Source organism: Baekduia sp. Peel2402 (assembly GCF_052567285.1).
Genome location: NZ_CP199582.1, coordinates 104,677 through 126,197 on the forward strand (window position 1 = coordinate 104,677; position 21,521 = coordinate 126,197).

At 70.3% G+C, this 21,521-nt stretch carries 21 protein-coding genes; 15 read left to right on the forward strand and 6 right to left on the reverse strand.

All coding sequences use genetic code 11. The features are described from left to right. Window position 1: 1 nt before the first annotated feature. Window positions 2–2,704 carry a hypothetical protein gene (locus tag ACT01A_RS00505; RefSeq protein WP_445150276.1) on the forward strand — a complete coding sequence of 901 codons (2,703 nt, stop codon included), beginning with the start codon at window positions 2–4 and terminating at the stop codon, window positions 2,702–2,704. A gap of 576 nt (window positions 2,705–3,280) precedes the next feature. Beyond that, window positions 3,281–3,886: a hypothetical protein gene (locus tag ACT01A_RS00510; RefSeq protein ID WP_445150277.1), complete on the forward strand. Its 606-nt coding sequence runs from the start codon at window positions 3,281–3,283 to the stop codon at window positions 3,884–3,886. 103 nt (window positions 3,887–3,989) lie between these two features. Here the strand turns inward: ACT01A_RS00510 and ACT01A_RS00515 are convergent, their stop codons facing one another. Both ACT01A_RS00515 and ACT01A_RS00520 read right to left on the reverse strand, forming a co-directional pair. Continuing rightward, window positions 3,990–5,048, reverse strand: coding sequence for an alpha-hydroxy acid oxidase (locus ACT01A_RS00515; protein ID WP_445150278.1), 1,059 nt, complete (start codon window positions 5,046–5,048; stop codon window positions 3,990–3,992). Further along, window positions 5,045–5,665, reverse strand: coding sequence for a class I SAM-dependent methyltransferase (locus tag ACT01A_RS00520; RefSeq protein ID WP_445150279.1), 621 nt, complete (start codon window positions 5,663–5,665; stop codon window positions 5,045–5,047). The genes ACT01A_RS00515 and ACT01A_RS00520 overlap by 4 nt, the downstream gene beginning before the upstream one ends. A 44-nt stretch (window positions 5,666–5,709) precedes the next feature. Here ACT01A_RS00520 and ispG point away from each other — a divergent pair, with 44 nt between their 5' ends. The 3 genes from ispG to ACT01A_RS00535 are packed head-to-tail and all read left to right on the forward strand — an operon-like array spanning window position 5,710 to window position 8,555. Continuing rightward, entirely contained in the window at window positions 5,710–6,951 is a 1,242-nt protein-coding gene (gene ispG, locus ACT01A_RS00525; RefSeq protein WP_445150280.1) for a flavodoxin-dependent (E)-4-hydroxy-3-methylbut-2-enyl-diphosphate synthase, read from the forward strand. A 42-nt stretch (window positions 6,952–6,993) separates the two neighbouring features. Continuing rightward, entirely contained in the window at window positions 6,994–7,764 is a 771-nt protein-coding gene (locus tag ACT01A_RS00530) for an ABC transporter ATP-binding protein (protein WP_445152876.1), read from the forward strand. Next, window positions 7,761–8,555: an ABC transporter permease gene (locus ACT01A_RS00535; RefSeq protein ID WP_445150281.1), complete on the forward strand. Its 795-nt coding sequence runs from the start codon at window positions 7,761–7,763 to the stop codon at window positions 8,553–8,555. Before ACT01A_RS00530 ends, ACT01A_RS00535 begins: the two co-directional genes overlap by 4 nt. Here the strand turns inward: ACT01A_RS00535 and ACT01A_RS00540 are convergent. Beyond that, the gene (locus ACT01A_RS00540) at window positions 8,552–10,615 is read right to left on the reverse strand and encodes an ArnT family glycosyltransferase (protein ID WP_445150282.1); all 2,064 of its coding nucleotides are present in this window, start codon (window positions 10,613–10,615) and stop codon (window positions 8,552–8,554) included. The two genes, ACT01A_RS00535 and ACT01A_RS00540, sit on opposite strands and share 4 nt — an antisense overlap. Before the next feature lie 78 nt (window positions 10,616–10,693). Between ACT01A_RS00540 and ACT01A_RS00545 the strand changes: the two genes are divergently transcribed. Beyond that, entirely contained in the window at window positions 10,694–11,059 is a 366-nt protein-coding gene (locus tag ACT01A_RS00545) for a nuclear transport factor 2 family protein (RefSeq protein WP_445150283.1), read from the forward strand. On the opposite strand, the gene ACT01A_RS00550 is transcribed toward ACT01A_RS00545, so the two are convergent. Both ACT01A_RS00550 and ACT01A_RS00555 read right to left on the reverse strand, forming a co-directional pair. Next, window positions 11,028–12,533 carry a hypothetical protein gene (locus tag ACT01A_RS00550; RefSeq protein ID WP_445150284.1) on the reverse strand — a complete coding sequence of 502 codons (1,506 nt, stop codon included), beginning with the start codon at window positions 12,531–12,533 and terminating at the stop codon, window positions 11,028–11,030. The two genes, ACT01A_RS00545 and ACT01A_RS00550, sit on opposite strands and share 32 nt — an antisense overlap. A gap of 41 nt (window positions 12,534–12,574) precedes the next feature. Then, window positions 12,575–13,180 carry a superoxide dismutase gene (locus tag ACT01A_RS00555; RefSeq protein WP_445150285.1) on the reverse strand — a complete coding sequence of 202 codons (606 nt, stop codon included), beginning with the start codon at window positions 13,178–13,180 and terminating at the stop codon, window positions 12,575–12,577. 155 nt (window positions 13,181–13,335) lie between these two features. Between ACT01A_RS00555 and ACT01A_RS00560 the strand changes: the two genes are divergently transcribed. From ACT01A_RS00560 to ACT01A_RS00595, 8 genes are all read left to right on the forward strand, one after another. Continuing rightward, complete coding sequence (locus tag ACT01A_RS00560; protein WP_445150286.1) at window positions 13,336–15,153, forward strand: hypothetical protein; 1,818 nt, start codon at window positions 13,336–13,338, stop codon at window positions 15,151–15,153. Between the two features lie 72 nt (window positions 15,154–15,225). Further along, the gene (locus tag ACT01A_RS00565; protein WP_445150287.1) at window positions 15,226–16,893 is read left to right on the forward strand and encodes a proline--tRNA ligase; all 1,668 of its coding nucleotides are present in this window, start codon (window positions 15,226–15,228) and stop codon (window positions 16,891–16,893) included. Beyond that, entirely contained in the window at window positions 16,875–17,528 is a 654-nt protein-coding gene (locus tag ACT01A_RS00570) for a CDP-alcohol phosphatidyltransferase family protein (RefSeq protein WP_445150288.1), read from the forward strand. Before ACT01A_RS00565 ends, ACT01A_RS00570 begins: the two co-directional genes overlap by 19 nt. A 60-nt stretch (window positions 17,529–17,588) precedes the next feature. Beyond that, window positions 17,589–17,846, forward strand: a complete 258-nt coding sequence (locus tag ACT01A_RS00575) for an RsiG family protein (protein ID WP_445150289.1) — start codon at window positions 17,589–17,591, stop codon at window positions 17,844–17,846. A 37-nt stretch (window positions 17,847–17,883) separates the two neighbouring features. Continuing rightward, window positions 17,884–18,360: an FHA domain-containing protein gene (locus ACT01A_RS00580; protein ID WP_445150290.1), complete on the forward strand. Its 477-nt coding sequence runs from the start codon at window positions 17,884–17,886 to the stop codon at window positions 18,358–18,360. Then, on the forward strand, window positions 18,360–19,130 hold the full coding sequence (gene ftsR / locus ACT01A_RS00585; protein WP_445150291.1) for a transcriptional regulator FtsR: 771 nt from the start codon (window positions 18,360–18,362) through the stop codon (window positions 19,128–19,130). Before ACT01A_RS00580 ends, ftsR begins: the two co-directional genes overlap by 1 nt. A gap of 13 nt (window positions 19,131–19,143) precedes the next feature. Continuing rightward, a complete protein-coding gene (locus ACT01A_RS00590; RefSeq protein ID WP_445150292.1) occupies window positions 19,144–19,674 on the forward strand; it encodes an adenine phosphoribosyltransferase in 531 nt (176 codons plus the stop codon). 12 nt (window positions 19,675–19,686) lie between these two features. After that, window positions 19,687–20,145 carry an SRPBCC family protein gene (locus ACT01A_RS00595; RefSeq protein ID WP_445150293.1) on the forward strand — a complete coding sequence of 153 codons (459 nt, stop codon included), beginning with the start codon at window positions 19,687–19,689 and terminating at the stop codon, window positions 20,143–20,145. Here ACT01A_RS00595 and ACT01A_RS00600 read toward each other — a convergent pair. Beyond that, entirely contained in the window at window positions 20,117–21,064 is a 948-nt protein-coding gene (locus ACT01A_RS00600; RefSeq protein ID WP_445150294.1) for an RNA polymerase sigma factor, read from the reverse strand. The genes ACT01A_RS00595 and ACT01A_RS00600 overlap by 29 nt on opposite strands. A gap of 49 nt (window positions 21,065–21,113) precedes the next feature. Here ACT01A_RS00600 and ACT01A_RS00605 point away from each other — a divergent pair, with 49 nt between their 5' ends. After that, window positions 21,114–21,512, forward strand: a complete 399-nt coding sequence (locus ACT01A_RS00605) for a PaaI family thioesterase (protein ID WP_445150295.1) — start codon at window positions 21,114–21,116, stop codon at window positions 21,510–21,512. The last annotated feature ends 9 nt before the right edge of the window (window positions 21,513–21,521 follow it).

A 21,521-nucleotide genomic window follows, 5' to 3' on the forward strand; every position in this document is an offset into this window, starting at 1 on the left:
CATGATTCGCAGGATCGCCATGGTGGTGTCGTTGGTCGGTGTGGTGCTCGCGCTGGCCGCGACCGCTCAGGCCGACTTCCGCTTCGAGCGTGTTGGTGTCTCGCTGACCGGGCCGGATGGGCAGTTCTCTCGCCAGGCGGGGGCGCATCCGGACTTCACGTTCTCGATCGAGCTGCCGTCGGATCCCAGTCCGGTCATCGGCGGCGAGCCGGCTCCGGCCGGCCCGACCGAGTCGGTGCACTCGATCGACCTGGACCTGCCCCCCGGCCTTGTGGGCGATCCGACGGGCGTGGCGACGTGCGACCCCATCGACCTGGCCAACCCGGCGGGCGGACTGGCGGCCTGCCCCGTCGCCTCGCAACTGGGGATCGCCCACGTCTTCACGAACGAGGAGCACACGGTCGGCATCTACAACATCGCCCACGGGCCCGATGTCCCTGCGCGCTTCGGGTTCAACGTCCTGGGCGTGGTCAACGTGATCGACGCGCGGGTCCGGCCTGGTGACTACGGGATCTCCTCCGGCAGCCTCGCGCTGTCGCAGGCCCAGCCGATTCGCAGCGCCGACATCACCTTCTGGGGGGTGCCAACCGACCCGAGCCATGACGCACAGCGCAGCGAGGTGCCACCCCGGTCCACCGACGCACGACGCGTGCCGTTCCTGAGCGCTCCGACGTCGTGCTCGTCGACGCCCGCCGCCTTCACCGCCCGCGGTGACACGTGGGAGCACCGGGGCGTCTTCGACACGCGCGTGCTGACTACCGACATCGACGGCACGCCGCTGACCTTCGAGGGCTGCGATCGCCTTCCGTTCACGCCCGCGGTCGACGTGCTCCCACTGGCGAAGGTCGCCGACGCGCCCACGGGCCTGACCGTCGACCTCAAGGTCCCGCAGAGCGACGACCCGGACGGCCTCTCGACGGCGCATGTACGCCAGGTCGTCATGAAATTCCCCGATGGCATGTCGGTCTCGCCCTCCTCGGCCGCGGGTCTCGGCGCGTGTTCGCCCGCCCAGATAGGCCTAGGCACCAACGACGCGCCCAGCTGTCCGACCTCGTCGAAGCTCGGCAAGGTCACCATCGAGACGCCGCTGCTCGACGATCCGCTGACCGGCGACATCATCCTGGCCACCCAGAACGACAACCCGTTCCGGTCGCTGATCGCGTTGTACCTGGCCGTCAAGGGGCCCGGGTTCTACGTGAAGCTGCCGGGGAAGATCGATCTCAATCCGGTGAGTGGTCAACTGACCGCAACGTTCGACAACACGCCACAATTGCCATTCTCGCGCATGCTGGTCCAGTTCCCCGGCGGCGCCCAGGCCGCGCTAGCGACCCCGACCACGTGCGGGTCCTACAACACGCATGTGGAGATCACGTCGTGGGCGTCGAGCACGCCGGTGGGCCTTGACTCACCGATGACGATCGATCAGAACTGCTCGTCCAAGCCGTTCGCGCCGTCCTTTACGGCCAGCACCACGAACACGCTGGCCGGCCAGTACTCGCGGTTCCTCTTCGCGCTCACGCGGTCGGACGGCATGCCGTTCCTGCAGCGGATCGACACCGAGTTGCCAAAGGGCCTGTTGGCCGACATCGGCTCGGTGACGCAATGCGATCCGAGCTCGGCCAACGCTGGCTCCTGCCCTGCGGCGAGCCGGATCGGTACCGTCGCCGCGCAGTCCGGACCGGGCAGTCAGCCGCTGGCTCTCACGGGCGGCGTCTATCTGACGGGGCCGTACAAGGGCGCGCCGTTCGGCCTGTCGATCGCCGTGCCGACGGCCGGGCAGGCCGGGCCGTTCGACCTCGGCGTCGTGGTGGTCCGCGCCGGCCTCTACGTCGATCGCAAGGACGCGCACGTCACAGTGAAGTCCGATCCCTTGCCGACGATCATCCAAGGCATCCCGCTGCGGCTGCGGCAGGTCCGCCTGACGATCGACCGCGAGAAGTTCATGTTCAACCCGACGAGCTGCGCCAGCCAGTCGATCTTCGGCAGCTTCGGCGCTCTGGGTGGCGCGGTCAGTGACCAGAAGGTCACCTTCCGCCTCGGCGGGTGCCGGGGCCTGGACCTCAAGGAGACGTTCAAGTTCAAGTTGCGCGGCAGCAAGTCCACCAAGGACGGCACGTCGCCCAGCCTTGAAGCCGCGGTGACCCAGAAGCCGGGTGGCACCAACATCGCCAAGGTCGAGGCCAAGCTCCCGCTCGCGCTGGTTCTCGAGCCCAAGAACGCCCAGGCGTTGTGCAAGCCCGAGCAGGCCGCCAAGTTCAGCTGTCCGAAGTCCTCGATCGTGGGCACCGCGTCGGCCCGATCGGTGCTCCCGCACGACCTCAACGGCCCTGTCTACTTCGTCGAAGGCCGCCGCACGACCAAGACCGGCCGCGTCGTCTCGACGCTGCCCAACCTCTGGATTCCCTTGTCGGGCGATGGGGTGACGATCGATCTGAACGCCAAGTCCCAGGTCGATTCGATCGACCGCTTGGTGACGACGTTCAGTGCCATCCCCGACGCTCCGATCAAGTCATTCAAGTTGAAGATCAACGGTGGCAAGCACGGAATCCTCGTGGTCGTGGGCAAGTCGACCTGCAAGCGAGACATGACGTTCGACCTGCGTATCACCGGCCAGAACGGATTGGTGCATACCAAGACCGCCAAGCCGGCGATCGACGGCTGCAAGAAGGCGGCCAAGGCCAAGAAAACCACCGGGCGCCGGTGATTCTCGACGACCACCGCGTCTGAGCGGAGGAGAGACAGAAAGCGTCGCTTTCGCGGGGTCATGCTCGTCCAACGGACGAGCATGACCCACTTTCCCCTGGTCACGCGCTCGCGGGCCCCGCGGAGCTGAGAGGGCTCGGCTTGACGAAGCTGCCAGAGCGGCAGGGCCGAGGGCGATCCTGGGCCCGCGATATGCCAGGTGGCTGGTGAGTGATACTCAGCGTCTGGGGTGTGAGCTGTGCGGGTGCCGTGCCGTTGGTGGTCTGGCCTATCGGTGGAACATCTCTAGGCGCTGTAACAGAAGAACAGCGTTCGGTCGAGCCCATCCGACTGCCAAATGGCAGGTCCTGTCGGCCTGGCTCTGGCTGGTCCCCTCGGCCTGCGGTGTGATGGTGGCTCGGCTCGTAAGTTGCCCGACCCCAAGGTCGGCAGGGCGTGCGAGCGGTGAGGTTGGCCGGGTTAGGGGTGGAACGGTCAGCTCGATCTCGTAGCGAGGTCCTAGCGCTATGGCGCGTCCGTCGTTCTGCGGTGCCGAAATTGCACCGCGACTCTCAAAATCAATTCAGGTGATTTCTATATGAGCAGGATCTCTCGCCTCGTCGTCCTCGTGGCGTCGGTGGCTGCGGTTGTCGGCGCGTTGGCCGGGACGGCCAGCGCGGTGACGTGGCACGTCAACGGCACAGGGACGTTTACGGCTACGGGGCCGGCCGTGACGCTGTCCTCGTCGACTGGCGGCACCTTCGTTTGCCCGAGCGCTTCTGTCACGGGCACGTATGTCGCCGGCTCGTTCGTCGGAACGACCTACAGCGGCATCTCTGGCACGATGACTTACACGGGTTGCAACCTCGCCGGTCAGAACACGGAAATCACCTGCGGGTACAGGCTGACTACGACGGCGCAACCGACCGTGACTACGGTGACGAGCGGGACGATCGATCTGACTTGCGGTCTGACTCTCGCTAATCCCGGGACGAAGCTCTGCCACATCGAGGGTACGGTGCCCGCGACCTACACGGACAACGCCGCGACCGCCGACACGCTGGCCCTCGCGACTTCATCGACCCTGCGATCGACTGGTGCGGGTTGCATTCTCGGTACGAACGACGTCGTGGAACGGTCCCCTCAGACGCTCACGGTGACGTCGAACAGCGGACGCGGTCCGCACATCGTGCGCACTGTGTGATCGTCGATCGGGCGAAGGGATACCTGCAGTTTTCGTAGTTCTACTCGAGCTGCCGCCCACTCCTTCGATGGGGGAGGTGGGCCGCCGGCCCAGCGCGCCTCCCTCAGCGCAAATGGTGCCGCGCCACGTCCGCCGGCGCCGCCGCGCCGAGCAGCATGAGGTCCAACTCCAGCTCCGCCTTCAGCGTGTCAAGCACCCACCGCGCCCCCGCCTCGCCGTCCCACGCCAAACCCCACAGCAGCGGACGGCCTACCAACACCGCGCAGGCGCCCAGCGCCAGCGCCTTCAACACATCGGTGCCGCGCCGCACCCCGCCGTCGACCAGGACCTCGGCGTCGCCGCCGACCTCCTGGACGACGTCTTCGAGCATGTCGATCCCGGCCGGGACGCCGTCGAGTTGGCGGCCACCGTGGTTGGAGACGATCACCGCGGCGGCGCCGTGCTGCAAAGCAAGGCGGGCGTCGGCGGCGGCGTGGATGCCCTTGACCACCACTGGGAGGTCGACGGCCTCGACGAGCGTCTCGAGGTCCTTCCAGGTCAGCGAAGCGTCGACCAAAGAGAAGAAGTCCGCGGGCGTGAGGCCGGACGAGTGGCCTGCGGCGGCGGTAACGCCGGGCATGTCGATGCCGGGTGGGACGGCGAAGCCGGTGCGCAGATCCCGCTCACGGCGGCCGGCGCGGGGTGCGTCGACGGTCAGCACGAGGGCCTTGTAACCGCAGTCGACTGCCTCGTCGATCAGCGCGTGGGTGACGCCGCGATCCTTCAAGACGTACAACTGAAACCAGCGTGGCGCGTCGGGCGCGGCCTCGTGGACCTCGCGCGCGGTGGCGGTCGCCAGCGTGGAGACCGTCATCAGCGTCCCCGCGGCCGCGGCGGCGCGCGCCATCCCGGGCTCGCCGTCGGGGTGCGCCATGCGCTGGAGCGCGACCGGCGCGACGATCACGGGCATCGAGATCGGCGTGCCGAGGACCTTGGTGGCGGTCGACACTTCAGAAACATCGACCAGCACGCGCGGCAGCAGCTGGCGCCGCGCGAACGCTGCCTCGTTGTCGATCAGCGTGCGCTCGTCGGTCGCGCCGCCCGCGAAGTACCCGAGCGGGCCGGCGTCCAGCTTGCCCTCGACCAGCGGCTGGAGATCACGGAGACAGACGGGCTGGGTCACGCGACGTGCCGGATCGCGATCCACGACTTCGCGAGCGGCCCGAGGCGCTCAGCGTGCACGTCGGCACCCGGGAACAGCGTGCCGACCTCGCCGCGCGTGAGCAACGACACGTCCTCCCAGAACCCCTGCGCGCCGAGGCGCCAATACGGCTTGCGAACCGCGACCGGCAGCCAGTGCGCGAACGGCAGCAGGCTGTGGGGCTCGACCGGGAACGACTTGGCCGGCGTCTGCACGTACAACCCGCGCCCGACGCGGTTGATCTCCGCCGCGAACGCCGCCCGCCGCGCCGGCGGGATGTGCTCGATCACGCTGGAGGAGTAGACGAGATCGAACTCGCCGTCGGCGTACGGCAGGCCCTCGGTCACATCGGCCTGTAGGAACGGCCCGGGGTAGGTGGGGCGCGGCGAGAGGTCGACGCCGGTGATCTCCAGCTCCGGCTCCAGCGCGCGTAGACCGAGCGTGCCGCAGCCGACGTCGAGCACGCGCATGCCTGGCTGCAGCCGGGTAAGGCCGAAGAAGGCCGCGTGCCTCCGCGCGCGGGCACGAGCGGCGATCGGCGACGCGATGCGCGCCCTCGTCTGACCCCGTGCGGTCCCGTAGACGTCTGTGGGGGCCACGGAGCGGCAGTCTAGGCGCAATCCGCCTTACTAGAATGGGTGCCATGGCCTCTGCCCGTCAGATTCACGTCGGCTCCGTCCCTGTTGGGGGCGGCGCGCCCGTCGCCGTCCAGACGATGACGAAGACCGAGACGGCGAACCTGACCGCGACGATGGACCAGATCCGGCGCGTGGCGGAGGCCGGGGCTGACATCGTCCGCTGCGCCGTGCCGCGCGAGCAGGACGTCGAGGCGCTGAAGACGATCGTGGTCGAGTCCCCGATCCCGATCATCGCCGACATCCACTTCAACCACACGCTGGCGATCAAGGCCATCGAGGCCGGCGCCCACTGCGTGCGGATCAACCCGGGGAACATCGGCGGGCCGGACAAGGTCGCCGAGGTCGTGGCCGCCGCCAAGGCCGCCTCGACCCCGATCCGCGTCGGCGTCAACTCCGGCTCGCTGCCCAAGCACTTGCGCGACCTCGAGTTCACCAACCCGGTCGAGGCGCTGGTGACGGCGGCGACCGAGTGGGTCGAGTTGATGCACACGCTCGACTTCTACGACTTCAAGGTGTCGATGAAGTCGACGTCGGTGCCGAACACGATCGCGTCCAACCGCCTGCTCGCCGAGAAGATCGACCACCCGCTGCACCTCGGGATCACCGAGGCGGGCACGAAGTGGTCGGGCTCGTTGAAGAGCGCCGTCGGTCTGGGGACGCTGCTGGCGGATGGGATCGGCGACACGATCCGGATCTCGCTCTCGACCTTCCACGCCGAGGAAGAGGTCAAGGTCGCCTGGGAGATCCTGAAGGCCTTGAAGCTGCGCGAGCGCGGCCCGGTGCTGATCGCCTGCCCGACGTGCGGGCGCCTTCAGTTCGACATGGACTCGGTCGTCATGGAGGTCGAGCGGCGGCTGGAGGCCTACGCGGACCCGATCGAGGTCTCGATCCTGGGCTGCGCCGTCAACGGCATCGGCGAGGCGCGCCACGCGGACTTCGGGATCACGGGCGCGAAGGACAGCGCGATGATCTTCTCCAAGGGCGAGCCGCTGAAGAAGGTCAAGACCGAGAACCTGGTCGAGGAGCTGTTCGCCGAGATCGACAAGTACTACGCGTCGGGCAAGCAGATCGTCGTGGACGACGCGGCCCGCGCCGAGGCGGCGCAGTGGCTGGTCGAGAACGAGGACGACACAGCGATGACGCCGGAGCGCCTGGCCGCGATGGAGGCCGCGCAGGCCGAGAAGGAGGCCGAGGCGATCGACGAGGCCGTCTCGCCGGTGACCGGCCGCCGGTTCACGCGTGCCTGATCGGCACGCGGGCTTGACTTCAAGCGCGGTTGAGGTCCGATGATGGCGGACGTGCAGACGCCCGCCGCCTTGGAGATCACCGACCTCGTCAAGCGCTACCCGACCGGGACCGAGGCGCTGAAGGGCGTCTCGCTCGAGATCGGCGCGGGCGAGTTCTTCGGGTTGCTCGGCCCCAACGGCGCGGGCAAGTCCACCTTGATCCACTGCACGACGGGGCTGGCGTCGCCGACGAGCGGCGGGATCCGCGTCTTCGGCCACGACGCGATCGACAATTACTCCGACGCGCGCTTGGCGGTCGGCCTCGCGCCCCAGGACCTCAACCTGGACCACTTCCTGACCCTGGAGGAGACGCTCGACTTCCACGGCGGCTACTTCGGGATGCGCAAGAAGGACCGCCGCGAGCGCACCGCCGAGTTGTTGGAAGCCTTCTCGCTGAGCGGCAAGCGCCACGACCGCACGCGGACGCTGAGCGGCGGCATGAAGCGCCGGCTGATCCTGGCGCGGGCGCTGATGCACCGGCCGCGGCTGCTGATCCTCGACGAGCCCACCGCGGGCGTCGACGTCGAGCTGCGCCTCGAGTTGTGGCACTACGTGCAGCGGATCAACGCGGAGGGGACGACGATCCTGCTGACGACGCACTACCTCGAAGAGGCCGAGCAGCTCTGCGACCGGATCGCCTTCATCAACGGCGGTGAGCTGGTGGCGTCCGGCTCCTCCGCGGAGCTGGCGGCGCGCTACGGCGTCGCCGGCCTCGAAGACGCCTACCTCGAGCTCGTCGGTCGCAAAGAGCTGTCGCGAGGGCTGGTCGCATGAGCGTCTTCGACTCCCGCGTGACGCTGACGCCCGCCCAGATCCGCTTCGCCTCGCTGCTGCGCCGCGAGGTCGCGCGGTTCATGAAGATCAAGCGCCAGACCGTCGGCGCGCCGCTGCTGGAGACCTTCCTGTACATCTCGGTCTTCGGCGCCGCGCTCGGCTCGCGCGTGGGGGAGCTGCACGGCTACGACTACGTGGTCTTCGTCGTCCCCGGCCTGATCATGATGGCCTGGGCGATGAACGCGTTCAGCAACAACTCGAGCTCGATCCTCCAGCAGAAGTTCCAGCGGGCGATCGACGACCAGCTGAGCTCACCTGCCTCGCCGCTGGAGCTGCTGCTGGCCTTCACCTTCGGCGGCTTCCTGCGCGGCGGTCTTGTGGCGCTGCTGACCTTCCTCGCCGCGACCGCGCTCGTCGGCGTCCCGGTCGACCACATCGAGGTCCTGATCCCGGCGCTGTTCCTCGTCGGCTTCTTCTTCGCCCAGCTCGGGGTCCTGGTCGGCGTCCGCGCCGAGCAGTTCGACGACGTCTCCTTCGCCCAGACCTTCGTCCTGCAGCCGCTGCTCTTCCTCGGCGGCGTCTTCTACTCCGCGTCGCTGCTGCCGCAGCCGTTTGAGACCCTCACCCACATCAACCCGATCTACTACATGATCGGCTTGACCCGCTACGGCTTCCTGGGCTACTCCGAGATCAACATCCCGCTGGCCCTGCTCTTCCTGACCCTCGCCACCGCCGGGCTCTTCCTCCTCAACCTGCGCCTCTTCCGGCAGGGCTACAAGCTGCGCGCTTAGAAATCTCGGACCTCGTAGAGCAGCGACCGCGCGTCGCGGTGGACGAGGCGCAGGTGGCGGGCGACGAAGCGGTCGGAGAGCAGCGCGATCGGGCCGTTGGGGCGGCTGTCGCGCTCGGCGCGGTTGATCACGATGAAGCGCAGGTGCCAGCGGCGCAGTAGTGCCATCTGGGCGGCGTCGCCGGCCGTCGGGTCGTAGATGCGGCCCAGCGCGGCGGCGAAGTAGGGCGCGTGCTCGACGTCGGTGTGGGAGTTGTCGATCCAGGAGTCGATCGACAGCACACGGTCGCCAGGCCGGGCGACCTTCGCGAGCACCCGGTCGCTGCCGTGGATCGGGATGTAGCGGTCGAGGTACTCAGAGCGCGTCTGGCCGCCGAGCAGGAACGGCAGCGGCAGGTGGTCGATGGCCACCGCGAGGTAATGGCCCTGGTCGCGCTCGCGATCCCACCAGCCCAGGAACGGCGGGAGCATGAGCACCAACAAGAGCGCCACGGCGGCGGTCAGCGCGGTGGCGGCGGGCCGGCCGGCGCGGCGGGCGAGCGTCAGCGCGCTCTCGAAGCCCGCGCCCGCCAGCGGCGCAGCCAGCGCGAAGGCGGGAACCAAGAAGCGCGCTTGCAGCGTGCGGCCGACGAAGAACCAGCAGAAGACGTATAGGAACGCGGTGAGCGCGACCAGCAGCGGCAGCCGACGCGGCCGCAACCGCACGGCGAACGGGATCAACACCAGGAACAACAGCCCGTAGGTGCCGTCGAAGTGTCCGGTCTTCATCGTCAGGTCCCACGGCAGCGTCAGGAAGCGCTCCACGCCGTGCCCGGCGCCGAAGTGCTGGAGCAGGCCGTCGAGGCCGCGCTCGGAGTCCGCGGTCCAGCGGCCGTCGTGCGCGCCGAAGACGTCGTAGAAGCTCGGGAAGAACGGGTTGCCGGTGAGGACCTCGGCGCGGATCAGGTACGGCAGCGCGGCCAGCGGCGCGATCGCGCCCATCACCACCGTGTCGATCAGCCGGTCGCGCACGGCCCGCTGCGGCGCGCCCCACAACATCAGCAAGACCAGGCCCGGCGCGACGAAAGCCATCACGAGCTTGGCCGACAGCGCGAAGGCCAGCAGGACGCCGACGGCGACTGCCGCGCGGCGGGTTGGCACCGGCCGTGTGGCGACCGCGACGTTCACCGCCCAGATCGCGAACGCCGCCGAGGCGAGGTCGACGTGCGCGGTCGTCGCCTGCCACATCACCATCGGCGCGGTCGCCAGGACGAGGCCGCCGACGACGCCGGCACGCGGGCTGAACAGGCGTCGGCCGAGGTCGATGGTCCCGGCGACCAGCAGCACGCCGAAGACGAGGTGCAGGAGCTGGGCCGGGACGTCGCCGTCAAGCGCGAGCGCGCCGCCGTACAGCAACTCGGTGGAGAACGGGTAGACCGCGGTGTACTGCAGCGGGAAGTCGTTCAGGTGCCCGGTCGCCAGCCAGTGGTGCGGGAAGCCGAGGTGGTACCAGAGCGGGTCGATGCCGACCTCCGGCGCCAACGCGCCGGCGAGGCTGTAGCCCAGCGCGACGGCGAAGAGCGCGACCACGCCCCAGCCGGTCGCGGAGACGCGCGGCAGGCGCGGCGCCGACGGCCGCGGTCGGCGCGCCAGCGCGGCGAGCCGGGCGAGCGACGGGAGCGCGAGCGCTGCGCACACCGCCAGCAATGCGATCACCGGCGCCGGGCGGTAGATCCCGAGCCCCGCGATCGCGAGCAGGACGACGCCGAGCAGTCCGAACCCGACGACGGTCGCCAGCGCGGCGCGCGCCCAGCCGGGTGCGTCGACCTCCGGGATCAGCCGCGCCGCGACCGGCGCGCCCAGCCCGTATCCGGCCATGACGATGAGCAGCGCGGCCGCGATCTGGTGCACCGCGGCGAAGTCCGGATGGCCGATGCGCAGCGGCACACCTCCGAGCCCGGTCAGCGGCCGCCCGAACCCCGGGGCGAAGTAGACGACCGCCACGCCGACCAGCCACACGGCGGCGACCGCGACCGGCGCGAACGAGCTGATGCTGCGGCGGTCGCGGTGGATGCGCCGCACCGTACCGGAATGCTGCGCGTTACGACCTCGCGCGCAGGCGTTTTACGCGCAACTCATCAGTTGCGTATTGTTTCGTCCATGAGCACACCGGAGCGCCAGACCCTGCTGCAAGAGATGTACGCCGCGTTCAACGCGCGAGACGCCGACGCGGTGCTGGTGCGGATGACGCCGGAGGTCGAATGGCCGAAGGCCTTCGAAGGCGGAGCGGTCAAAGGCCGGGAGGCCGTGAAGGAGTACTGGGCGCGGCAGTGGTCGGAGATCGACCCGCACGTGGAGCCGGTCGGGTTCGGGCCGGGCGACGACGGGCGCGTGGTGGTGACGGTCGCTCAGACGGTGCGGTCGCTCGACGGCGCGGTGATCGCCGAGGGCGAGGTTCTCCATGTGTATGCCTTCGACGAGGCGACCGGGCTGATCAGCGCGATGGAGATCGCCGAAGCGGCGTGACCGTCAGCACGTCGGAGGTGACGACGGGCTCCAACAGCGACGGCGCGTCGGTCGTCCGGTACCGATACGCGCCGCGGCCGGGCAAGGTCATCGTCTTGACGAGCACGCCGCGCGTGTCGGTGGTCAGCCGTGCGATCGTCACCCAGGCGCCGCTTGGCGACCGGCGCTGGAGCGCGACGCGATGTGAGCGGCCCGGGCGGATCTGGCCCCAGAAGCGCACGCGGGGCGCGAGCGTCGTCACGTCGGCGACGAAGGGGTGGCGGAAGCCGGCGAAGGACGGCTTCGGCTTCCCGTTCTTGTAGAACAAGCCCGACTGCCAGCCCGCGTACTTCTTGCGGCCGCTCCCGACCGACTTGGTCGGCTCGTCCTGCCACTCGTACTGCACCAGCGTCCGCACGCGGGGATCGCGCCAGGCGATGTAGGCGGCCTCCTGGAGCCAGCGGGACTGCCGCGCCACCGGGATCCCGTCGTAGGGGTCGGGCGGCGAGGTCTGGTAGCCGAACTCGGTCAGGTGCAGCGGCGTGTGCGCGCCGGTCGGCGTCGAGAACCCGCGGGCGCGCTGGACGCCGTCGAGCGTGTCCTCCAACTTCCTCAAGTCCGCGATGTTGGCGTCGTCGGTCCGCGCCGAGGGCGTCGACGGCGACGCCTTGATCGAGTGCGGGTGGTAGGCGAACCCGTCGATCCGCGCGGGCTGGAAGCCGCGGCAGCGGCCGGTGCGAATCGGCTTGTACTTCTCGTCGACGCAGCCGAACGCCCGGATGAAGGCCAAAGGACGCAAGGGCCGGTTGCGCTGCGTCGGATCGGCGCCGCGCGGCGCCAGCGTCCCCGCGATCACCTGCGCGCCCGGATCCGCGCGATGGATCGCCGGGTAGGCGGCCCGCACCAGCGCGCGGTAGGTGTGCGGCGCGACCGGGGAGCACTTGCGCGAACCCGTCACGCACTCCTGCTGGGGCTGAAGCCACAGCGGCTGGTTGGGCTCGTTCCAAATCAGGTACTGCGACGCGACCCGGCCGTAGCGTCGCGCCACCGCCGTCGCGAACTCCCCGAACTTCGCCGCATCTGGCATGTACCGCGGTGACCCAAGAGACGGCACCCGCGAGGACCACAGCGGCCCCGAGCCCGTCACCGTCAAGATGGGGTTCAACCCGTTGGCCACCACCAACCCAATGGCGTCGTCCAAGTACTTCCAGGAGTACTGCGGGTCGTCCGGGTCGCTCGGATGGAACCCGAGCGGCATCGTGGGCGACAGCTCACCCGGCGCCACGCCCGCCCAGCGGACCTGGATCCGCACCGACTCGATCCCCGCGGCCTTCCATGCGGCCACGACCTCGGGCGCCCGCTCGGGCGAGTGCAGCAGGATGCCGTCGTCGGCGATCCCGACCTTGACCTGCGGCGAGGCGACGGCGGCGGGTGCGAGACAGGCGAGCAGCGCGAGAAGCGCCGCCGCGAGGGAGAAGGCGGAGCGGAGGGGCACGCCGCCAATCGTGGCATGCCCCTCGCTCGGAACGCCCGGTGCTACTTGGCCGCGGCGTACCGCTCGGCGACCTTGTCCCAGTTGACGACGTTCCAGAACGCCTTCAGGTACTCGGGACGGCGGTTCTGGTACTTGAGGTAGTACGCGTGCTCCCAGACGTCGTTGCCCAGCAGCGGCGTCTGGCCGTTCAGGATGGGGGAGTCCTGGTTGCCGGTCTTGGTCAGCTTGAGCTCGCCGCCGTCCAGCACCAGCCACGTCCAGCCGGAGCCGAACTGCGTCACGCCGTTGTCCTCGAACTTGGCCTTGAACTCGTCGAACGAGCCGAAGGCGGCGTTGATCGCGTCGCCCAGCTCACCCGTCGGCTCGCCGCCGCCGTCCGGGCTCAGCGACTCCCAGAACAACACGTGGTTGGCGTGGCCGCCGGCCTGGTTGCGGACCGGGGTCTGCTTGGCCTCGGGCAAGGACGACAAGTTGGCGAGGACCTCCTCGACCGGCTTGTCGGCCCATTCGGTGCCCTCGAGCGCGGCGTTGGCCTTGTCCACGTACGCCTGGTGGTGCTTGTCGTGGTGGAGCTTCATCGTCGCCTCGTCGATGTGCGGCTCCAGCGCGTCGTAGGCGTAGGGAAGATCAGGTACGGAGTAGGCCATCGGGGTCTCCTTGTCGTCGTTGCGATCAGGTCTACAACATCATCGACGTTCAAGCGCGCTTGAAGTCAATTCGGATGGTTCTCGATCGGGGTTCCCCGAAACATATCCGCCATCGCGCCGTTCCCTCGGCCGACATGGTCAGAATGCACCGCTGCATGCACGGACGTCTCCGGATCCCCACCCTCGCGGCCGCCCTCGTCACCGCGCTGACCGTCATCGCGCCCGCCACGCCCGCGGCGGCCGACGAGACCCTCGCCCTCGGCGATCCGGCCACGCTGGACGGCGTGGTGACCGCCTGGACGATCACCGGCGCCAACGGCCAGACCGTGCGCCTGCGCAGCGCCCAGGCGCTCGGCGGGGGCGGGACGGCGACGACGGCGACCTCCGACCCGGCGCCGATCTCCGGCAGCCCCGCGACCGTCACGACAGCGCGTCTGCCGATCGCCGCCGGCGGCCGACTGGCGCTCGTCGGCGCGTCCGGCTCGCCGGCGGTCTCCGCGACCGTGGAGCCCGACGCCGACGGCGACGGCTACGGCGACACCAGCCAGGACTCCTGCCCCGCGGACGCGACCACCCACGCCGGCGCGTGCCTCGGCACCGTGACCGTGGGCAGCCCGCTGACCCTCCAGCCCGACCCCTACGGCTACTCGGCGTCCGGCAGCCCGCTCCAGGCCTACCAGCTGTCCGCCGCCGGGACGGTCGCCACCGTGCCGCGCAACGGCGTGCTCGTCCGCTGGCGCGTGCGCGTGAAGACCGGCCTCGGCGACACGGTCCTGCAGCTCCTGCGCCCGGCGACGCCCGGCGGCTCGACCTTCACGGTCGCCGCCGAGTCCGCGCCGGTCCACACGACGAGCGCCGACGTCGTCACGGTCGCGGCCAGCGTGCCGGTCCGCGCCGGCGACCGCCTCGCCGCGCGCTCCACGGCCGCCGGCGGCAGCTCCGACCTCGGGGCGCTCGCCTACCTGCCCGGCGACGAACTCGCCGGCCGCAGCCCGCCGACCACCGCCGGCGAGACCTGGACCCCGAAAGCCGGCGCGCCGGCCGCCCGCCGCCTGCTCGTGCAGGCCGACGTCGAGCCGGACGCCGACGGCGACGGCAAGGGCGACCTCACCCAGGACCGCGCCGATCTGAAGCTGACCGGCCAGGCCGCGGGCTCGTCGACGCACGTCTACACGGTCCGCAACCTCGGCCCGGACGCCGCGCAGGACGTGCTCGTGCGCTTCGCGGGCGTGATCGCCCCGAACGTCGTCCCCGAGGACTACCCGCCCGTCTACACGTGCACCGGCATCGGCGCCGATCGCACCTGCCGGATCATCAAGCTGGCCGCGGGCGCCGAGGTCTCGTTCTACCCCTACTTCCTGATCCCGATGACCGGCCCGTTCTCGGCGATCCTCACCTCGACGGTGAGCATCGCGGCGACGACGCCCGACCCCGACCACGCCAACGACGCGCCGGTGAGCCTGACGACGTCCTACTCCCGCACCGACGCGCCGCCCCCGCCGCCGCCCGCCCCCGGCCCCTGCGCCAACGTCATCCGCGGCACGCGCGACGACGACGTGCTTCGCGGCACCGCGTTCCCGGACCGCCTCGTCGGCAACGACGGCAACGACCTGCTGAAGGGCGGCGCCGCCGACGACTGCCTGGAGGGCGGCGCGGGCGCCGACGTGCTCGACGGCGGTGACGGCAACGACCGCCTCTCGGGCTCCTCGGGCCGTGACCGGCTCATCGGGGGCAAGGGCGATGACAAGCTCGTGGGCGGCAAGGGCAACGACCGGCTCTCTGGCGGCTCGGGCAACGACACGCTGTCGCCCGGCGCGGGCCACGACGCGATCGACGGCGGCGCGGGCAACGACACCATCAACTCGGTCGACGGCGTGCGCGAGACCGTCATCTGCGGCGCGGGCAAGGACACGGTGCGCGCCGATCGCCGCGACCGCCTGCGCGGCTGCGAGAAGGTCACGCGCAAGAAGTAGGCAGACCGCGCTCGCGTCCACCGGTTCGAGCCGAGCCGCCGCGCACGCGCGCAGCGCCGTATCGTCCGCGCCATGCGCATGAGCCAGCTCTTCCTGCCGACCGAGCGCCAGCCGCCCGCCGACGCGGAGGCGCTCTCCCACAAGCTGATGGTTCGCGCCGGGCTGGTCCGCCAGTTGGGCGCCGGGCTGTGGACGTGGCTGCCCGCTGGCTGGCGCGCGCACCAGCGTGTCGTGCAGATCGTCCGCGAGGAGATCGACGCGATCGGCGGCCAGGAGATGCTGATGCCGGTGCTCCAGCCGGCTGAACTGTGGAAGCGCTCTGGCCGCTACGACGCGATCGGCGGCGAGCTGTTCCGCCTCCAGGACCGCAAGGGCGCCGACATGGTGCTGGCGATGACCCACGAGGAGGCCGTGACCCAGCACGCCTCCAAGGTCGTGCGTTCCTACCGCGACCTGCCGTTCATCCTGTACCACTTCCAGATCAAGGAGCGCGACGAGCCGCGGCCCCGCGCCGGCGTCCTGCGCACGCGCGAGTTCATCATGAAGGACTCGTACTCCTTCGATCGCGACCAGGCGGGCCTGGAGGCCAACTACGAGCGCCACCGCGAGGCCTACGCGCGCATCTACGACCGCTGCGGCCTGGAGTGGTACGAGTGCCAGTCCGACGTCGGGATGATGGGCGGCACGATGGCCCACGAGTACATGGCGCCGTGCGTCGCGGGGGAGGACGAGGTCGTCCTGGGCCCCAACGGCTACTCCGCCAACCTGGAGATCGCCACCGCCGACGCCCAGCCCGTGCCCGCGCTTCCGGACACGATCAGCGGCGAGCTGCACACGCCCGGCCAGACGACGATCGAGGCGGTCGCCGGTGGCCTCGGCGTGCCCGCGGGGAACCTGCTCAAGGCGTTCCCGATCATCGTCGGTGAGGATCGCTACGCCGTGGTGGTCGTGCGCGGTGACCACCGCGTCGGCGAGATCAAGCTGACCAACGCGCTGGGCGAGAAGTGGCGTCCCGCGCGCGAGGAGGAGCTGCACGGTCCTGCGGGGTTCCTCGGACCGGCAGATGGCGTCGAGCTGCTCTTCGACCAGGCGATCGAGCGCGGCCGCTACGTCGTCGGCGCCAACTCCGTCGACCATCACAAGGTCTATGACTACGAGGGCGGCCAGACGCTGGACGTCCGGACCGTCGAGGTGGGGGACACGATCGGCGGCACCGAGGTCCGCATCGAGCCCGCGATCGAGATCGGCAACATCTTCCAGCTCGGCACGCGCTACAGCGTCCCGCTCGGCCTGACCTACTCCGACGAGAACGGCGCCGAGCACCCCGTCGTCATGGGGTCCTACGGCATCGGCCCGGCGCGCATCGCCGCGGCCGCGGTCGAGCAGTTCTCCGACGAGAAGGGGATCGCGTGGCCGAAGGCGATCGCGCCCTTCGACGTCGAGGTCGTCGCGCTCGGCAAGCCCGGCACGCCTGAGCAGGAGGCGGCCGAGCGCGTCTACGAGCAGCTCAAGGCGATCGGGCTCAGCGCGCTGCTCGACGATCGCTCCTCGGGCCCCGGCGAGAAGTTCGCCGACGCCGAGCTGCTCGGCGCGCCGCTGCGGCTGACGATCGGCAAGCGTTCGATGGACTCCGGCACCGCCGAGGCGCAGATCCGGCGTGGCGCACAGGACGTGGAGGGCGGGATCGCGATCAGCGAGGCCGCGGAAGGCGTGCAGAAGCTGTGGCCGACGATCCCGTAAAGGCCTGGCGCAACCCGCGCCTCACGTTCCGGCGGCTGTCGGGCCTGGATCGCTCGGGCCCGCCGCCGCCGCAGACGCTGCACGACGCGCCGTGGAACGTCTGGACGATCCCCAACGCGATCGGGTTCGTCCGCCTCGCGCTGCTCGTCCCCATGCTCATCCTGGGCCTGAGCAGCGACTCCGGGACCGACGCGTGGCCGGCGATCCTCTTCGCGATCGTGTCGTGGTCGGACTACGCCGACGGCATCGCCGCGCGCATCACCGGCCAGTACTCGCGCTTCGGCGCGCTGCTTGATCCCGTCGTCGATCGCCTGCTGGTCGTCACCGGCGTGATCATCTGCTGGAAGTTCGAGACGCTGCCGCGCTGGGGCATCGCGATCCTGCTCGCCCGCGAGCTCTACCTGCTGATCGCCGGCCGGATCGCGCTGAGCCGTGGTTTGGACCTGAAGATCAACTGGTGGGGCCGTTGGGGCGTATGGCCGACGATGAGCGCGATCTTCTTCGCGATGGCCGGCGTGGACGTCCTGGCGCACGTGCTCTTCTACATCGGCCTGGCCCTGTCGCTGATCGCCGCGGTGGTCTACACGCGGGACGCGTTGTCCGCAACTCGGGGTGCACCCTCAAGTTCAGCTTGAGCGAAAGCCCTTCACTGCTATTCTCGCCCGGCCCGTCCCCAGGAGGAGAAGGACCTCAGCATGGACACGTTCCCCGATCTCGGCTCGCTCTCTGATCAGGAGCTCAAGGACCTCATCCAGCAGCTCACGGAAGAAGAGGTTGACATCTCCTACCGTCGCCGCATCCTGCACGGGAAGATCGACATCCTCCGCGCCGAGCTGGTGAACCGCCTGCGCAAGCGCCATGAGGGTGGCGAAGAGGTCATCACCGGTGCCGACGTGCAGCGGCTGACCGACATCCTCGCGGGGCGTGCCGTCGGCGACGAGCCGGCGGAATAGGGTCCCCGGCCGCCCCGGCCCGAGGCCTAAACCGAGCATGGCTCGCCACTGCCCAGAGTGCGGCTTCACCAACGCGGAGGGCGCCAACTACTGCCAGCGCTGCGGTGCGTTCATCGGCGCGCCGGAACCGGCCGCGCCTGAGTCGTCCACGGCGACGTACCGCATCGACGAGACCGGCGAGCTGGTGCCGGTCGAGCTCGAGGACATCGTTGAACAGGGCGGTGGCGCCGCGCTGGTCGTCCGCGCGGGCGGCGGGCGCGTCGGCGAGAGCTTCCCGCTGGACCACGACCGGATGACGATCGGGCGCCGCCCCGACTCCGACGTCTTCCTGGACGATGTGACGGTCTCGCGCGACCACGCGCTGGTCGTCCGCCGCGGCGACGAGTTCCACCTCGACGACCTCGGGTCGTTGAACGGCACCTACGTCAACCGGCGCCGGATCGAGTCCCACCACCTGGCCGACGGCGACGAGCTCCAGGTCGGCAAGTACAAGCTCACGTTCCTCTCGCGCTGATGGCCGCCGTGGAAGAGGAGCGCGACAGCGTCACCGAGGACCGCCCGAGCGGCAAGGCGATGACGATCGGCGCCGTCTGCAAGGCGCTGCGCCAGGAGTTCCCGGACATCTCGATCTCGAAGATCCGGTACCTCGAAGACCAGAAGCTGCTGGAGCCGCGCCGGACGCCGGGCGGCTACCGCCTCTACGCGCAGACCGACGTCGCGCGCCTGCGCACGATCCTGCGCATGCAGCGCGACGAGTTCCTGCCGCTGCGGGTCATCCGCCAGGAGCTGGCCTCCGGCCGCGTCGACGGCGACCCGACCGTTCCGGCCCCATCGTCGGACGGCGGCGGCAGTGGCAGCGGGGCCGGCCCGCGTCGGCGCCCGGGCGTGAGCGTCACCGCCGGCGGCGGCGCGCTGTACTCGCTGGAGGACGTCGTCGAGGACACCCGCGCCGAGCCGCGCCTGATCGCCGAGCTGGAGGAGTACGGCGTCATCAAGGGCGAGCACCGCGCCGGGACCAAGTACTACGACGAGACCGAGCGCGAGATCATCCGCGCGGTCACCGAGCTGGCGCGCTACGGCGTCGGCGGGCGCAACCTGCGCGCGTTCCGGACCAGCGCCGACCGCGAGGCGGCGTTGTTGCAGCAGATCCTCGCCCCGGCGCTGCGGTCGCGCAACGTCGAGCGGCGCAAGGAGGCGGTCGAGGCGCTGGAGAACCTCGCCGCCGTCACGACGCACCTCAAGCACTTGCTGCTGATCCGCGATCTGCGCAAGATCGTCGGCTAGCGTCACAAGCACCATGAGCGTCGACATCGGCTCCTTCGTCCGGGACATTCCCGACTTCCCCAAGCCTGGGATCGTCTTCAAGGACATCACGCCGGTGCTCGCGTCGGCCGAGGCGCTCGACGCCGCGGTCACCCAGCTGGCGTCGGCGGCCCGCGAGTGGGGGCAGATCGACGTCGTCGTCGGCGCCGAGGCGCGCGGCTTCCTGCTCGGCGCCGCGCTGGCGCGCGAGCTGGGCGCCGGCTTCGTCCTGGCCCGCAAGCCCGGCAAGCTGCCGCACGAGACCGTCCGCGCCGAGTACCTGCTCGAGTACGGCACCGACGCGCTGGAGCTGCACTCCGACGCGGTCGCTTCCGGCGCGCGCGTGCTCGTCCACGACGACCTCCTGGCGACCGGCGGCACGGCGCGCGCGCTGTGCGAGCTGGTCGAGCAGTTGGAGGGCACGGTCGTCGGCTGCGCCTTCCTGATCGAGCTGGCGTTCCTCAACGGCCGGCAGCGCCTGGCGCCCTATCCGGTCGCGTCGCTGCTGTCCTACGACGGCGAGTAGGCCGAGCGCGCGATGCCGGTGACGCGCCGCAGCGCGACGGTCGCCTTGCCGCCCGCGGAGCTCTGGCAGACGGTCGCCGACCCGCACCAGCTGTCGCGCTGGTGGCCGCGCGTCGAGCGGGTCGAGGGCGTCAGCGGCCAGGGCTTCACGCTCGTGCTGCGCTCTGACCGCGGCGCGCTGGTGCGCGCGGACTACCGGATCGGGCGGCGCAACAAGCCGCGCGTGATCGAGTGGTCTCAGGATCTTGAAGGGACGCCGTTCGCGCGGTTGCTGAAGAGCGCGGTGACGACGGTGACGCTGGAGGAAGATCCGGCGCGCGGCGGAACGCGGGTCGAGTTGCGGCTGGAGCAGAAGCTGCAGGGCTCCAACCGCTTCGGCGGGTTCCTCGTCAAGCGCGCGGCGCGCAAGCAGCTCGCCGCGGCGCTCGACGCGCTGGCGGAGGTCAGCCGCTCAGCGACCCCTTCAGGATGATCGTGGACGGCGTCTTAGGCGTCGAGGACGCTTCGCGCGTCACGAGCATCTCCTTGTAGGACGTGAGGTCGCTAGGGGCCTCCACGAGGCCCTGGAGACGACCCTTGTCGGTGCCGGAGCCCGTGACCGGCGGGAAGAAGCCCAAGAACTTCACCTTGCTGCCGTTGCGCAGCCACAGGACGTAGTGGCCGGAGGCCGGGAGCTCCTGGCCGACGACGGCCAGCGCGCGCTTGCCGGACTGCGTGACGAGGCTCGCGACGCCCAGCGGCGTCTTGCCGCCGTTGGGCGGCGTCAGGTTGTACTGCTTCTCGACCGTGGCCTGGGTGTTGGCGTTGGCGGTCGAGGAGCCGGTCGTGGTGCCGGTGGACTGCGTCTCGGCGGCCGGCGTGCTGTCGTCCTTGTCGTCGCCGCCGATGACGCCGGTCAGCAGCAGCACGCCGAGGACGACGACCAGCAGCACCGCGACGATGATCAGCACGCCGCCCAGGCGGGAGCTGCGCTCTTGCTGCACCCGCGCCTCGCGGCGGGCGTGCAGCGCGTCGAAGGCCTCGTCGACCTCGGCCGGGTCGGCGGGGATCTCCGGCAGGTCGTCGCCGCCGACGCCGGCGCCGCGCAGCTCGGAGGCGACCTGGCGCGCCCAGTCCCGGCCGGGCTGGCTGTCCTCCAGGAACTCCCGCGTCGCAGCGCGCTCGGAGGCGGACTGCTGGCCGAGCAGGTAATCGCCGATCTCGTCCTGGCGCTCGTCATCCAGCTCCGCCGTCGCCGGCCCGATGGCATCGAGCGCCGTCAGGGCACGGTTCTGGACCGCGGCCTCGGAGATCTTGAGAAGGCCGGCGATCTCCGCGTACGTGCGCCCTTGGCGCAGCACGAGCTGGAGGACGGCCTTCTGGTCGGCGGGGAGATCTTCAAAGCGCGCCATGCGGCGCAGGAGGCTAACCGAACCGCCGCCGGTATCGTGCCGCTCCCTCATGGATCTTCAGTTGCCGTTCGTCTTGAACCAGGGGTTCGACGCTCTTTACGGGCTCGTCATCGACACCTACGACACGGACGCGGGCGTCATGACCGGCCACGTCGACGTCACCCCGGACCACCTTCAGCCCGCGGGTTTGGTGCACGGCGGCGTGTTCGCCTCGATCGCCGAGTCGATGACCTCGCTGGGCACCTGGGTCGTCGTCCAGGAGGACGGCAAGACCGCGCAGGGCCTGTCGAACCAGACCTCGTTCGTGCGCCCGATCCTCGAGGGCACGATCCACGCGACCTGCCGCGCCCGCCACCGCGGCCGCACCACCTGGGTCTGGGAGGTCGAGATCGCCGACGACCAGGAGCGCCTCTGCGCGCTGGTCCGCATGACGATCGCGGTGCGCTAGAAGCCCGCA

Excerpts from the sequence above, each read along its gene's own strand:
- ACT01A_RS00590 (WP_445150292.1), top strand. The coding sequence starts at position 19,144 with ATGAGCGTCGACATCGGCTCCTTCGTCCGGGACATTCCCGACTTCCCC.
- ftsR (WP_445150291.1), top strand. The coding sequence starts at position 18,360 with ATGGCCGCCGTGGAAGAGGAGCGCGACAGCGTCACCGAGGACCGCCCG.
- ACT01A_RS00530 (WP_445152876.1), top strand. The coding sequence starts at position 6,994 with ATGGCGGACGTGCAGACGCCCGCCGCCTTGGAGATCACCGACCTCGTC.
- ACT01A_RS00580 (WP_445150290.1), top strand. The coding sequence starts at position 17,884 with ATGGCTCGCCACTGCCCAGAGTGCGGCTTCACCAACGCGGAGGGCGCC.
- ACT01A_RS00505 (WP_445150276.1), top strand. The coding sequence starts at position 2 with ATGATTCGCAGGATCGCCATGGTGGTGTCGTTGGTCGGTGTGGTGCTC.
- ACT01A_RS00560 (WP_445150286.1), top strand. The coding sequence starts at position 13,336 with ATGCACGGACGTCTCCGGATCCCCACCCTCGCGGCCGCCCTCGTCACC.
- ACT01A_RS00575 (WP_445150289.1), top strand. The coding sequence starts at position 17,589 with ATGGACACGTTCCCCGATCTCGGCTCGCTCTCTGATCAGGAGCTCAAG.
- ACT01A_RS00555 (WP_445150285.1), bottom strand. The coding sequence starts at position 13,180 with ATGGCCTACTCCGTACCTGATCTTCCCTACGCCTACGACGCGCTGGAG.
- ACT01A_RS00595 (WP_445150293.1), top strand. The coding sequence starts at position 19,687 with ATGCCGGTGACGCGCCGCAGCGCGACGGTCGCCTTGCCGCCCGCGGAG.
- ACT01A_RS00545 (WP_445150283.1), top strand. The coding sequence starts at position 10,694 with ATGAGCACACCGGAGCGCCAGACCCTGCTGCAAGAGATGTACGCCGCG.
- ACT01A_RS00600 (WP_445150294.1), bottom strand. The coding sequence starts at position 21,064 with ATGGCGCGCTTTGAAGATCTCCCCGCCGACCAGAAGGCCGTCCTCCAG.
- ACT01A_RS00565 (WP_445150287.1), top strand. The coding sequence starts at position 15,226 with ATGCGCATGAGCCAGCTCTTCCTGCCGACCGAGCGCCAGCCGCCCGCC.
- ACT01A_RS00510 (WP_445150277.1), top strand. The coding sequence starts at position 3,281 with ATGAGCAGGATCTCTCGCCTCGTCGTCCTCGTGGCGTCGGTGGCTGCG.
- ispG (WP_445150280.1), top strand. The coding sequence starts at position 5,710 with ATGGCCTCTGCCCGTCAGATTCACGTCGGCTCCGTCCCTGTTGGGGGC.
- ACT01A_RS00605 (WP_445150295.1), top strand. The coding sequence starts at position 21,114 with ATGGATCTTCAGTTGCCGTTCGTCTTGAACCAGGGGTTCGACGCTCTT.
- ACT01A_RS00535 (WP_445150281.1), top strand. The coding sequence starts at position 7,761 with ATGAGCGTCTTCGACTCCCGCGTGACGCTGACGCCCGCCCAGATCCGC.